Consider the following 13,265-nt stretch of genomic DNA (forward strand, 5'->3'; position numbering starts at 1 on the left):
TTCTCATCCGGTCACGGAAGCAGGGGTTTGACGATCAGGGCATGGTCGCCGAAATGAATGGGGGCCGCGTCATCAGGGCGAAGGGCCTGCACGGCAGCGATGTCTTCACTCGGCGGGAGGGCGCCTTGTTCGAAGGCATAAAGGCCGTCGCTTGCAGTCGTTTTAAGGCGCAGTGCAAAGCGTTTTGGCTCGGTCCCGGCGCCTTGCAGGCGCAGCACGATGGGACCCGCAAGCGGCCGGTCAGGAAGGCCAAGTACGAGCTGGTCCTCAATCTTCATGGATGTCACATTGGCGCCGTCCGCGATGCCGAAGCCGGTGTAGATGCGTCCCTCGGGCGACCGGATGGTGCCTTCGATGAGGCGACCATCAGGACCCGACACGTCGTAGGTGATGACGATCTCGGGGCCGGTGAGGCCAAGGTCAATCGTCGGCCTTAAATGGGTCTTGCCCTGTTGCACGCCGTAGCGGGTGATGGGTTGTTGGGCTGTTTCGAAGCCCGCTGCCCTTACAAAATCGAGGTCGGCTGGACCAAGTGTCTGGATTTCCAAGTTAAAGGTGCCGGTCGACAGGTCGGCCAGATAGTTGACGTTCACGCTGCGGGGCCGCGCTGGTGTGTATGCCGGAACGACAAGCGCAGTGATGGTCGCGGCGAACAGGACAACTGCGAGGGCGCGCCCAAGGGGCGGAACGGTCACCCCGTCTTGTGTGAACCAGCCGGCGGCGGCCGCCATGAAAGGCCAGCCCAGCAACAGAAGGGGCAGCATCTTGAAATGGCTGAGCTGGAAATTGAACACGGCCTCAAACATCAGGAAGTGATAGAAAGCCATGTATCCACCCGCCAGAACAGCCAGGCCCGCTGCAAGCGCAACGCTTCGCCGAACGGTCACAAGGGCCGCAATGCCGGCGACAAGGCTCGGAGCGATCAGCAGGTAGGAGACGCCAGGGAGGACCAAGGCAAGTGTCAGTCCGCCGAGGGCGGCAATGATCCACACAACATGAAAAAGCGCTGACGCCCCTGCGCGCCTTGCCGCCGCATGTCCGATGGCCAGTGATACCAGCAAGGCTGCCACGACCAGGGCGATGCGGCCCGGCCATGCATGGGGATGGTCAAGGGGATGAAGGTCGCCAAACTGCGATAGCGGGAACGAGAGCAGGTATCCGGCGATGCCGAAGGCAACGGGAACCAACAGGAAGAAGAGGAATGCCCAAGCGCCTTGCCTGAAGCTTATTCCCCGACGGACGACGAGGGACGCACCTAATGCAACAAGCGCAATGCCGGCAAGCAGCGATCCTATATGGGCCGGCCATAGAACCAGGGCCCGTCCAAACAGGTCGAAATAGACAGCGTCCTCGTCAGCCCGGGTCACCTCAATCGGCTGGTTGGCCACGGTGCGCACCGCATTAAGCATATTGTCGCCCTGATGCTGGAGGCTTTTCAGGCTGAGGTTGGCTGGATTGTCGCGTGAGGAATGATAAAGCGAGACACCGCCTGAGAAGGCGAAATTGAGCCCCTGTGCGCCCTTCATCTTGTAGATGGTGAAGTCGGTGCCGTTTGGCATGCGCTTGTACATCTCGACGATCAGTGACGCACTCACCGGGTTGTTGGCTGTTGACCGGAAAGCACGGACAGTTGCGAGGTTATTGTCCCCGGTCTCGAACATGGTGCTCGGACCGTCGACTCCGCGAGCTTCGGCGTTGATGACGAAACCGACACGTTCCATCAGCGGGTGGCTGTCGACGAAGGCCATGGCACCTCGCAGGCCCGTTTCCTCGGCATCCGCAAACAGAAGGATGACGTCATTTGCAACGGGGGCAGCTTTAAGGTTGCCGGCGATTTCCAGCATCGCGGCAATGCCTGAGCCTGCATCACCTGCGCCGGGCGCGCCCGGTACGCTGTCATAGTGTGATGTCACAAGCAGGGCAGGCTGCGCTATGGCGTCGGCGGCACTGCCCGGGATGACCGAGATGATATTTTCAACGAGGGAACAGCCGGGGGCCAGTGGCGAACATTTGAACGTGCGCTGTATTTCACTTGTCAGTCCAAGTGCATCGAGCTTCGCTTCGATCCGTTCGCGAACCAAGGCGTTTTCGGGACTCCCGGAGGGGTGTGGTGGTGCGCCGTCGCCAAGGATGTCAGTCAGGGCCGCGTGAGCGCGCACGGCCGAAAAAACATCGGTCGGTGCATCGGCCGGAACGATATCAACCGGGGCAACGACGATGCTCCTGAGCCCGAAAAGAACGAGGAAAAGCAGTGATGTCACAAGAAGCGGGGCCTGACGTGTGGCAAGGATCATGAACCTGTTTCCTTAGAAAAATCGTCTTGATCGGCAAGAACCAGCACAATGCGGACAAAGGCATAAAGGAGAATGATGGCCATCGTGACCGGAATGATCGCCACGATGACCCCGGTGCTGAAACCGAGTGTTTCGGTTGGACGGTCCAGAAGCCGTTCAACTGTCGCAGGGGCGAACCAGAGGACCGGGCCGATGAAGAGCGCAATGGCGGCAGTCTCTACAATCTGCCGGAGCAGCGCCTGTCTCCGTGTCAGGTCTGGCCGCAGAACCGAAAGGGTGGGGTCCAGCCGACGGTAATAGGCACAGGTCGCCCCGAGCATTGCTCCCCACACCATGGCGTACCGGGCCAGTTCCTCTGTCCATGCCGGCGGGGAGTTGAGGACATATCGCGCAACGATCTGCAGGCAGACGCAAACGAGCATGAGAAGCATCGCGGCGAGACCGAGGCCAAGACACAGGCGATCAATCGAGCGCATAATGGCGCGCAGGAGGCTAATGAGAGTCATTCGGCCCCTCCGCAGTATCCTTGATCCAGCGGCCGACCTGTTCAGTCTTGGCCGGGTCGTACCATTTCGGGTCGTAGAAGTTGACCGTTCGATCTTTCCATGTCTGACGTTCAGAACCGCTCGGCTCGACCCAGTCGATACCGACCCGTGCCAAAGCATCACGTTCCTTGGCGATATAGTGACGGTTCCAGTTTCTGTTCGCGGTGCGCGCCTCAACGACGGCGCTTTCAAAAGCGGCCAATTCTTCCGGGGTGAGGCTTTCGAGCCAGCGGGTTGAAACAACAATCATGCGCCCGGAGGGGCCCATTCGGAGGTCGGTGAAATAGTCGAGCACGCTGCCGTGCCCGAACATGGTGGCGACGGCAGGGGGGTTCAGGTATCCGTCAATCATGCCTGTCTGCAGGCCCTGCGCCACTTCGCCCCAGGAAACCTGAACGCCGCGCACGCCCCAGGCGGCGAACAGTTTCAGGTCTGGCGCACTGAGGAAACGCAGACGGATCTTCTTCAGATCGTCAACAGTGCGCACCGGTACCTTGCGGGTCAGAAGGCCGACCATCGCCCCTGTGTAGGCGATATCCACAAACTTGAAGTCCTGTTTGGCGGCGGCCAGTTCGCTGTTCACCTGCGTGACAAACGGGGTCTGTTCCAGAAATCGGTCCATATGGTCGTATGACTGGAAAAGAAACGGCATGGCTATGCCGTAATAGGTGGGAGAATGACGGGAGATCTCATCCGGGTTGGTGACATTGATCTCCAGCAGGCCGAGGCGCATCTGGTCCACCCGTTCCTGATCGCCGCCAAGGCTTCCGTTCGGATAGATGCGGATTTCCCTGCCTGTCCGTTCAAATGCCTTACGGAAGGCATCAACCCAGACATAGACGCCGTTCCCGCTAAGATCGGTCGGTGTGCTGAGCGCGAACTTCACCGGCTCATCGGCGACAGCCACGCCGGGGACGACGAAGGCTGTGTATGCCGTAAGTGCTATGAGAAGACCACGCATCACAGAAGCCCCATGGCACGCGGCAGGGCCAGCGTCAGGTCCGGAAAGGCCATGACAAGGATAAGCACGGCGAACTCGGCAATCATGAAAGGGATGAGCCGCCGGACGAGGGCCCAATAGGAGCTGCCGGTGATTGTTGAAACCATCACGATGGCACCACCCATCGGCGGGGTGATTAGCCCGATCGTCAGGTTCAAGCAGACAAGGACACCAAGCTGCACCGGATGGAAGCCTTGCGCAATCGCCTCGGGGATCAATAGCGGGGTCACCATGGCAAGCGCCACCATGAGGTCGATCCCCATGCCCATGACGACATAAACCAGCATGATAAGGATGAGGTATTTGTAGCCTGTCATGTCGGCTGCTTGTACAGCGCCGGCGATGGCTTCCGGTACTTGCGCCAGGGCCATCAGGTAGGCGATGAGCGATCCGGCAGCCAGAATGACGAAAATTGACCCCATGAGAAAAAGGGTGCGCTGCAGGGATGTCAGGAAATCGCCAAGGCTGATCGTGCGCCGCGTGCCCCCGATGACAAGTGCAGCTATGACCGCGAGAGCCCCTGCCTCAATCGGAGTTGTCACCCCGAAGACGATGCCTCCAAGGATGATGGCAGGCAGGCTGAGCGCCGGCAGGGCAAGTCTCAAGGTCGGCCAGAAAGGTGGAATATCTTCCTTTTTTCCACCCGGGTGTCCTTCCTTCCAGGCCAGCCAGGCATTGAGGATGATAAGTGCGAGCGCGAGCAACAGTCCCGGCACAAGGCCGGCCGCAAAAAGGGCCGCTACGTCGGTCGACATGATGGCGCCGTAAAGGATCATGATGATCGACGGCGGAATGATCGGCCCGATTACTGAAGATGCTGCCGTAATGGCGCCCGCATATGTCTTGTCGTATCCCTGCCGCTCCATCTGCGGAACGAGCGTATTGCTGAGGGCGGCAACGTCGGCCGCCGCCGAGCCGCTGATCCCGGCGAAGAAAACAGAAGTCGCGACATTCACATGGCCAAGGCCGCCCCGGAACCGACCCATCAACAACATCGCAAAGTCAACAAGGCTGCGCGTTATACCAGTGCGGTTCATCAGTTCGCCGGCCCAGATGAACAAGGGCATCGCCATCAGGGCAAACACATCCATGCTGGCGAACATGCGCTGTGGGGCGATAGCCAGATATTTTGCGTGATCGGTGAGGAAATAGGCGAGGGTGATCCCCGCGCCAGTCACATAGGCGACAGCCACTCCACAGATGAGGAGTAAGGCGACGACAGATGCGATGATGAGTGCGACCACGGGCAATCCTACAAGTTGATGTCGTCAAGTGGCCATATCGGCCTGCCGATACGGACATATGGACGCTTTTTCGGATTAGCATGAAGGGTGCCGGGCGTATCGACATAGAGGATTGCCGATGCCCTTTCACCAAATCCCGCGAAAAAATGATGTGAGGACTTCACGACGACGATGCCGCTACTCCATGGGTCGATCCCAGCTGTCTCAAAGCCGCGTGGATGGAAAGGCTGCTGGCGGAGATCGTTCAGCAAGATGTGGATGCCGTTGCCCTCGACAAGTGCCGTGCGACCCAGCGGGCAGGCGGTGCCATCGGCAATATGGGGTTGTTTTGCATTGGTCCGCAAAGCCTTTACAGTCACTGTCATGGTGACTGGTTCGCCAGAGGAAGGGCTGACTTTGCCGCCGATGCCAAGCTCGAGTGTCGCTCCTTCTCCGGCTTCAAAGGCGCGGTCGACCATGTCGGGGTCCCAGAAATAGCCGAGCACGGCATCGCGAATGCCGGCCTCAATGAAAGCCGAAAGGATGAAGGTGGAATCCGAAGCTGATCCGCCGCCCGGATTGTCTGCCATATCGGCGACGACAATCGTGCCGCCCACATCCTTACGGTGGTGACGGAGGCGCTCCACCAGCTCCGACGAAGACAACAGAGTGGCCTGTGCGCATTCCCGAAGGTCAAAGAAAGCACGGCCAAGCTCGGCAGCCATTTCATCACCGGTGACCTTGTCATTGTCCGTATAGACGAGCGCGCCAGCTCCAGCTTCAGGAAAATCGCCCCATGGAAAGCCGTGGGCAAGGCTTGCAGTGAGCACGCTCGGCTGTTTCTCAGCGGACGAAAGGCGCTCGACGAGTTCTTTCATGGGCGACCTGACAGTTTCGAACAGGCCGAGGACCGGGACGCGGAAAAAGCTCGGCACTGGCCGTACCTTCCCTTGTGCTGCGGCTTCGACCAGATGGTACAATTCGCCTGCGCGTTCCGCAAAGTCGGTGTGCGGATACTCCTTGCAGGGCATGATGACCGTCGCATGCGCAAGCATCTGCCGGGTAATGTTGCAATGCAGGTCAAGAAGTACGCCGACAGGAATGTCGGGCCCGATAATTTCCCGCATACGTGTCAGGATGTCTCCTTCGCAATCGTCATAACCCTCCGCCATCATCGAACCATGCATCATGACGAGGACGAAATCGACAGGCATCGCTGCTTCCAGTTGCCCGAGAATCTCATCGCGCAGGGCTTCGTAGTCCGCGCGCACGCAGGGCGCGCTTGGTTGCGCCCCGGCGCAAGTCCCGACGACGATGTCATGGCCGCGCGCGTCTGCCTCACGCACAAAGTCGCCGGCACCCTTGATGGATTCCAGATGCTGCCGCGGATCACCATGTCCGGGACGATAGAGCCCCGTCTCCTCGAAATTCGCGATACTCGTGGCGACGGGAGAGAAGCTGTTCGTCTCATGTGCGAAATAGAAGGTGAAACACTTCATGCAAAGCCCCCGGCACGCTGTTTTGGCCCGGGGGTAAGATGACGCACATGAAGCAGGCATTTTTGCCTGCTTGCGAGACTGCGTCCTTCTCTCCCCGGAACGACTGTTGGTTGGACCCTATCATGACGAAAAATATTTTCAAATATGAAAAATGATGTTTTATTGCTGCAAGGTCGAGTTCCGGATGGACCGGTATTGCAGTTTATTGGCGCGTGGAGGGGATTTGATGAAGGCGATTGTGGTCGGAGCTGGTGTTATCGGGGTTACCGTGGCCTACGAGCTCAATCATGCGGGGTTTGATGTCACGGTCTTCGATCAGGCCGCTGATGCAGCCCTTGGGGCGACTGACGCCAATGGTGGTCTCCTTACCCCCAGCATGTCGGACCCCTGGAATGCGCCAGGGATATGGAAGGATTTGCTGCGCTGGATTGGTCGTGACGACGCACCGATGTTGCTGCGGCTAAGTGCATTTCCACGTATCATTCCTTGGGGCATCCGCTTTCTGATCGCCTCCCGTCCGGATCTGGTTGACCGGGCATCGCGCCTCAATGCCGAACTCGGTCATTTCAGCTTGCAGTGTTTGGACGAGCTCCGGTCGGCGGTAAGGCTGGGCTTTGCCCACAAGTCAGTGGGCACAATGAAGATATATCGAAATTCTGCGGCGCTTGAGGCAGGAGTGGTAAAAAGCGCCAAGATTGCTGATCTTGGCGTTGTGTCTGTACGATTGGATGCAGAGGAGGCAGTGCGTCTGGAGCCCGCCCTGCGGCCAATACGACATGAACTTGCCGGTGCCTTGCATTTCCCGGAAGACCAGTCTGGACATGCGCCACTGTTTGCGCGTGCGCTGGCGCGGCACACCGCAGATGCCGGGGTCACCTATCACTTCTCCTCGCCCGTGAGTGGGCTGCTTGTGGAGCAGGGGTGTGTTGCTGGTGTGCGGCATGAAGGCGGAATTACGCGGGGTGACATTGTTGTTCTGGCTTCCGGTCATGCACTTGGCCTGCTTGCTGCCGACGGCGGGATTCGGGTTCCGGTCAGTCCGGTCAAAGGCTATTCGATAACCTTGCCTGTCGGCCAGGCGACCCCAGGGGCGCAGGCACCGCTACCGGCCATTCCGATGCTGGATGACGATCTGCACGCGGCCATCACGCCTCTTGGTGATCAATTGCGGATCGCGGGAACTGCAGAGTTCGTGGGGTTGGATGCGAGTATCGCAAAAGGACGCGTGGATAACCTCTGCGCGCTGGTGCGCCAGATCCTGCCGGAACATGCAGGCACGTTGCTGACGGGCGATCTTGGCGCGCGCGCAGGCTTCAGGCCGATGAGTGCGGATGGCTTGCCGATCTTCGGTGCGGGCAAGGTGAAGGGAGTATATCTTGCGGGGGGGCACGGCGCGCTTGGTTGGACACAGTCGCTTGGGACTGCGCGGCTGTTGCGGCAAATGATATTGGGGCAGGCGACCGCAATGCCGGTAGCGGCATTCTCGCCGGAACGGTTCAGCCGCTAGCCGACTGCATCCGGTACAGCCTCCTCGAAGCGGGCGGTCATGACATTCAGGATTTTGGCCGGTTTACCGCCAAGAGCGCGCACGTTGTGGCCCATGGTTGAATCGATATACATGCTTTCGCCAACAGAAAGCCTTGTCGGCTCATAAAATTCCGTCTGAACCTCTACCTCGCCTTCGAGAACGAAAATGAATTCCTCGCCCTGATGGCGCACCAGTTCAGGCTCAAGGCCAGCTTCGATCCACATTACGGTGGGCACGAGCCGGCGGTTTCGGAAATCGGCAGCGTGGTGTTCATACAAGGTATGGGTCGTTTGCACGCGCCGGGCCTGGCCGAGGTGAGTGACACTGCGGCGCCCTGTGACCAGCTTCGGGCCGCTTTGGTCGGGCTCCTCGGGGGAAACCAGTTGCATTACATCGAGGTCAAGTGCCTTGCAGACGCTGACCAGCTTCTGGACATTGAGTGACATACCGCCCGTTTCGACCTTCGATAACGTGGAAAGGGGCACATTGCTTGCCTCGCTCAGGTCCTTGAGCGTCATCTTGCGTTCTTTGCGCCGCGCCCGAATCCTGTTGCCGACCTCCAGAAGGAAAATGGACGTTTCAGTCTCATCCCTTTCTTGCATGGATGTCGATGCGATCATGCGTGCCTCCGGCTTTCAATGTCTGTCCGAGCCATTCTCGTTCTTTCGCTTATATATCATCCCATATTTCTTGGGGGAAAATTTTTCAACATTGGTGCGTGAAATCGCGAATCTGAATGGCTTTTGACGCTTCTGGGGCGACGCGCGTATGGAGTGTCTGCATCATTATGTCGGTTTTCGTGAAAATTTCCTTGACCAATTTTTTGTTTATGAAATGATTTTCATATATGCAAATAATGATCGCGACCGATCGCATTCTGGGGAGGGTGGCTATGTCGCAATATAAAGGTCTTCAATTTTCGCTTCTGCTTGGAGCAAGTGTTTTCGCCATGGCCGGCAATACAGCGGTGCAAGCCGCTGATGCTGATGCCGATAAAGCGGATCTCACGCTTGAGGAGATTGTTGTTACGGCCAACAAGCGCACTGAAAATCTGAGTGATGTAGCAATGAGCGTCCGTGCGATCGGTGGCGAGGAAATCGATGCTCGCGGATTGCAGGGCATGGGTGATTATCTGACGTCTGTGCCGAGCATTGCCTACAATGAGCGGGGTGGTGGCCGGAACCAGATCACCATCCGCGGGATCACCACTGGCGCGCTTGCCGCCGACCCCAACACTGTTGGCTATTATTTCGGCGATGTACCAGTGTCTGCAACTGCCCGCGGCAATCCGGACCTCAAGCTCTTCGACGTGGAACGGGTTGAAATCCTGCGCGGTCCACAAGGCACACTCTATGGCGCCGGCTCGATGGGAGGCACCATCAAGGTCGTTCCGGCGGGCGCCAAACTCAACGAAGTTGAAGGGACCGTCGAGGGCGTAATCTCGAAGACTCGCTATGGTGGCACCAATTACAGCGGTGCCGGTGCGGTGAACGTACCGATAGCGGAAGACAAGATGGCTGTGCGCCTTGTTGCCTACGGTTACGAAAACACGGGTTACGTCGACAATGTCGCGAGCGGCGCGACGGCATATGGCATTCCGGATAAAGTGACGAACAACGTGGCCAGCGAAACGACGAAAGGCGGACGTTTCGCAATGAAGATCCAGGCGACCGAAAAGCTTTCGCTGGATACCATGATCATTGTCCAGAACCAGAATGTGGATGGTCTGCCCGAGGTTTCTTTGCCCGATGGCGGCTGGACGCAAAATCGCTGGCGACAGGAAGACCTGAATGACGACTTCAGGGTCTATAACCTTGTTGCCAACTATGAGGGTGATGCTGTCAACCTCACGGCTTCCACGGCTTATGTGGAACGTGACTGGAACCAGCTGCGCGATATCCACGCTCTTGGGCTATTTGCCTTCCTGCCGGATGCGCCCTTGCAGCTTTATGATGGCAACGAGGAAAAATTCTGGGTGCATGAGGCACGCCTCAGCTCCAACACGGATAGCAAATTCCAGTGGCTGGCCGGCGGCTTCCTTCTCGACAAGAAACTCGACTTCTCAAACGGCCTGCAATGGTTTGGCAGCGCGCAAAGTATAGAGGACTCGCTGCTTGGCGTGCTGTTCGGCGCGACAAAGGACATGGTCCTGCATGCGCGCAATAACACACACAATGCCAACCAGTATGCGCTGTTCGGTGAGGCGAGCTATCAGTTCACCGAAAAGCTGAAGGCAACGCTTGGCTTGCGCTGGTTCAAGTTCACGGACGACCGCGAACTGGCCGTGTCGGGGATTTTCAGCAACAGCACAGACCTGCTGACGACTTCAGCTGATACGTTCAACCCGAAAGTGGCGCTGAATTATACGCCGAATGATGACCACCTCTACTATGTGTCGGCCACGAAGGGCTTCCGTCCGGGCAATCCGAACAATCCTCTGCCGGATGCCTGCACGGCCGACCTGAAGGCACGAGGCTTCGACAAGGCACCCGATGGCACCACGCCTGACAGCCTGTGGAGCTATGAAGCTGGTACCAAGCTCTCGCTGGCCGATGGCCGGGTCGCGCTCAACGGGGCTGTCTTCTACATTGACTGGAAGAATATCCCGACAAGCTACATCCTGCCTTGCGGCTTCTCCTTTGGCTTCAACGCCGATACCGCGACCAGCAAAGGCCTTGAGGTCGAACTCGCGGCACAGATCAGCAGCAATTGGCGGCTTGATATCGGCGGTGCCTACACGGACGCGCATCTCGATGCATCCTTCAATCCCGATACCGGCGAGCTGCGCAACGAAGGTGGCCAGACACCGGGCGTACCTGAGCTCACCCTGGGTCTCGGCACCGATTACAGCTTTGAGCTTGCCGGCCGCTGGGCCAGCATGATCCGTCTGGATGCGCAATATGTTGGCGGTTACTACAACTTCCTGCCTTCCGAAGCTGTCCGGCAGCGGGCAGGGGACTATGCGACCGTGAACCTGCGCTGGAACACCGACTTCAACGGCTTGAACTTCGAACTGTTTGCCAACAACCTGTTCAATGAAACCGTGAACATAGTGGTCGATACCGAATTCACCGATGGCCGGACCTATCGCGGTCGGCCGCGCACCATCGGCGCACGTGTCCGGTATCAGTTCTGACCGCAGCAGGCGAATGCGGCAAAAAGGAAAGCACCCTGCCCAAGCGGGGTGCTTTCTCCCTTGAGGGGGCCTGTAAACGATTGGCATAGGGGAGTGTCATGAGATCCTTAGCAAAGCTTTTTTGTCACGGCATGGCTGTGGTGGCTGTTGCCGTTGGCTGGCAGGCGCAGGCCGACGCCGCAAATGGTACGCAGATCACTGAAGAGGCGGTGACAGCCTGGGCCGACGAGACGTTCGGTGCCGCCCTCGACAAAGGCCAGATCACCGGCGCCACCATCAGTGTGGTTAAAGACGGCGCCCTATTGATGGCCAAAGGGTACGGTCGTGCGAATGCGATGGTTGAAGGTGTTGTGGACCCCGCTGCAACCCGGTTTCGCATCGGCTCCATTACCAAGACTTTCACGGCCACCTTGCTTGCGCGTTTGATTGATCAGGGCATTATCAAATCGGTCGACGACCCCGCCAATCACTATCTGAAACGTTACCAGCTGCCGGACAATGACGGTCACGCGATCACCATTCGCGAGTTGATGACGCATTCGGCGGGTTTCGAGGATACATTCCATTTCCTCGGATCGGAAGAATCACAGCCGATTCCGATTCCTGCCGAGATTTTTGACCGGATGCGCCCGGCCTTTGTTCGGCCTGCCGGTCACAGCGTCAATTATTCCAACTTCGGGGTCGCCACGCTCGGGCTGCTCGTTGAAGACCAGATGGGCGCTCCGATCAATGAACTGATGGAGCGCTATATCTTTGATCCTCTCGAGATGAAGGATACTGACCTGTTGGTCGACACCAAGGTCCCAGCGGGCATTGGGGTGCCGGGTACGATAGCGCCGGATGGTTCAGTTACCGCAACCCGGTTCGTGCCGATCAATCCGGCTGCAGCGCAGACTGGTTCAATCGTCTCGACGGCGCCTGACATGGTCAAATTCATGCTCGCCCATCTTGATGCCGGCCGCACGTCGGACAGGATCATGTCGCCTTCGGGCTTCGCGCGCATGGCAAAGCGCTATGCTGAAAACTCGCCAGCGCTCACGGGCCTTGGTATGACCTTTTTCCTCGATAACTGGAATGGTCATACGACCATCGCTCATGGTGGCAACTGGGTTGGCTTCCACAGCTGGATGACGATGATTCCAGATGAGCATGCGGGCGTTTTCATCTCGCTGATGAGCGAAGCCCCACTGCCGACAGTCGGTCAGCGTTTCCTTTCGGCCTTTTTTCCCGAGCGTGCTGCAAAGCCATCCACCGCCTTGCTTTCCGCGAGCAGCCTGAACGACGCTTTCATGCGGCACTTCCTTGGCCAGAAGCGACCGCTCGGGCCGGCTGTGGAGACGGACCTTGAACAATATGCCGGTTCGTATCAGGCAGACCGACGCAATTTCACAAGCGCTGAGAAGCTGGGTGAACTCATCTATTTCGGGCAAGGCCTGCTGGACGTCACCGCCGATGAAAAGGGGCTGTATCTCGGAGGTGCCGGGCCCTTTGTCCCGCAAGGGCAAGGTATCTTCATGCATGAAACTGCACGGGCTGCGATACAGATAGAGCCGGACAGTTTGACCGGCAGGATGACGCTCACACCTGATATCGGGATTTACACCTTCTCGCGTGTACCGGCCCTCATGCACCCGGCTCTCCATACAGGTATTTTCATCGTGACCTGTCTGGTTGCTGCGCTTTGCATTGTAGCCATAGTATTCGTGCGCCCCGCTGAGGGGGCAGAGCGCATTTCGCTGGCACTGCCGAGCCTTCTTCTTGTCCTTCTGCCGGTGCTCGCCTTTGCGGGGTATGACGCAGCTGGTTCGATGATGAACGACCTGTATGCGGGCGAGCTTGGCCGTACACGCCTGGTGGTAATGTGCGCAAATCTCGCTGTGTTGGCGGCCGTCTGGCTCGCGTTGGGCGTCAGGCACTTGCAGCAACGCGGTGTGAGGTTGATCGCAATCGTCACGCTGGCCAATGCGGCCGTCGCCCTTCTCATCCTGTGGCACTATAACGGGCTCGGCTGGTCTATGCCGGGTTCTGCCTGAACCGTCG

9 protein-coding genes are annotated in these 13,265 nt (G+C 58.4%); 3 read left to right on the forward strand and 6 right to left on the reverse strand.

The window, feature by feature from the left end; genetic code table 11:
- Nucleotides 1-11: 11 nt before the first annotated feature.
- Genes PH603_RS07325 through PH603_RS07345 form a run of 5 tightly spaced genes read right to left on the reverse strand, consistent with a single transcriptional unit; the run spans nucleotide 12 to nucleotide 6,561 of the window.
- The gene (locus PH603_RS07325; RefSeq protein WP_289505405.1) at nucleotides 12-2,294 is read right to left on the reverse strand and encodes a M28 family peptidase; all 2,283 of its coding nucleotides are present in this window, start codon (nucleotides 2,292-2,294) and stop codon (nucleotides 12-14) included.
- Nucleotides 2,291-2,800: a TRAP transporter small permease gene (locus tag PH603_RS07330; protein ID WP_289505406.1), complete on the reverse strand. Its 510-nt coding sequence runs from the start codon at nucleotides 2,798-2,800 to the stop codon at nucleotides 2,291-2,293. The genes PH603_RS07325 and PH603_RS07330 overlap by 4 nt, the downstream gene beginning before the upstream one ends.
- Nucleotides 2,787-3,800 (reverse strand): TRAP transporter substrate-binding protein, encoded by a 1,014-nt coding sequence (locus PH603_RS07335; RefSeq protein ID WP_289505407.1) that lies wholly within the window; start codon nucleotides 3,798-3,800, stop codon nucleotides 2,787-2,789. Before PH603_RS07335 ends, PH603_RS07330 begins: the two co-directional genes overlap by 14 nt.
- A complete protein-coding gene (locus PH603_RS07340; RefSeq protein ID WP_289505408.1) occupies nucleotides 3,800-5,083 on the reverse strand; it encodes a TRAP transporter large permease in 1,284 nt (427 codons plus the stop codon). The genes PH603_RS07335 and PH603_RS07340 overlap by 1 nt, the downstream gene beginning before the upstream one ends.
- An 8-nt stretch (nucleotides 5,084-5,091) precedes the next feature.
- A complete protein-coding gene (locus PH603_RS07345; RefSeq protein ID WP_289505409.1) occupies nucleotides 5,092-6,561 on the reverse strand; it encodes a M81 family metallopeptidase in 1,470 nt (489 codons plus the stop codon).
- A 226-nt stretch (nucleotides 6,562-6,787) separates the two neighbouring features.
- On the opposite strand from PH603_RS07345, the gene PH603_RS07350 reads away from it, so the two are divergent.
- The gene (locus PH603_RS07350; RefSeq protein WP_289505410.1) at nucleotides 6,788-8,068 is read left to right on the forward strand and encodes an FAD-dependent oxidoreductase; all 1,281 of its coding nucleotides are present in this window, start codon (nucleotides 6,788-6,790) and stop codon (nucleotides 8,066-8,068) included.
- Here PH603_RS07350 and PH603_RS07355 read toward each other — a convergent pair.
- Entirely contained in the window at nucleotides 8,065-8,709 is a 645-nt protein-coding gene (locus PH603_RS07355; RefSeq protein WP_289505411.1) for a helix-turn-helix domain-containing protein, read from the reverse strand. The two genes, PH603_RS07350 and PH603_RS07355, sit on opposite strands and share 4 nt — an antisense overlap.
- Nucleotides 8,710-9,038: 329 nt before the next feature.
- Between PH603_RS07355 and PH603_RS07360 the strand changes: the two genes are divergently transcribed.
- On the forward strand, nucleotides 9,039-11,225 hold the full coding sequence (locus tag PH603_RS07360) for a TonB-dependent receptor (RefSeq protein ID WP_289505412.1): 2,187 nt from the start codon (nucleotides 9,039-9,041) through the stop codon (nucleotides 11,223-11,225).
- Nucleotides 11,226-11,323: 98 nt separating this feature from the next.
- Nucleotides 11,324-13,258, forward strand: coding sequence for a serine hydrolase domain-containing protein (locus PH603_RS07365; RefSeq protein WP_289505413.1), 1,935 nt, complete (start codon nucleotides 11,324-11,326; stop codon nucleotides 13,256-13,258).
- The last annotated feature ends 7 nt before the right edge of the window (nucleotides 13,259-13,265 follow it).

It is taken from the genome of Gimibacter soli (assembly GCF_028463845.1).
GTDB lineage: Bacteria > Pseudomonadota > Alphaproteobacteria > Sphingomonadales > Kordiimonadaceae > Gimibacter > Gimibacter soli.

Excerpts from the sequence above, each read along its gene's own strand:
- PH603_RS07325 (WP_289505405.1), bottom strand. The coding sequence starts at position 2,294 with ATGATCCTTGCCACACGTCAGGCCCCGCTTCTTGTGACATCACTGCTT.
- PH603_RS07330 (WP_289505406.1), bottom strand. The coding sequence starts at position 2,800 with ATGACTCTCATTAGCCTCCTGCGCGCCATTATGCGCTCGATTGATCGC.
- PH603_RS07335 (WP_289505407.1), bottom strand. The coding sequence starts at position 3,800 with ATGCGTGGTCTTCTCATAGCACTTACGGCATACACAGCCTTCGTCGTC.
- PH603_RS07345 (WP_289505409.1), bottom strand. The coding sequence starts at position 6,561 with ATGAAGTGTTTCACCTTCTATTTCGCACATGAGACGAACAGCTTCTCT.
- PH603_RS07350 (WP_289505410.1), top strand. The coding sequence starts at position 6,788 with ATGAAGGCGATTGTGGTCGGAGCTGGTGTTATCGGGGTTACCGTGGCC.
- PH603_RS07355 (WP_289505411.1), bottom strand. The coding sequence starts at position 8,709 with ATGATCGCATCGACATCCATGCAAGAAAGGGATGAGACTGAAACGTCC.
- PH603_RS07360 (WP_289505412.1), top strand. The coding sequence starts at position 9,039 with ATGGCCGGCAATACAGCGGTGCAAGCCGCTGATGCTGATGCCGATAAA.
- PH603_RS07365 (WP_289505413.1), top strand. The coding sequence starts at position 11,324 with ATGAGATCCTTAGCAAAGCTTTTTTGTCACGGCATGGCTGTGGTGGCT.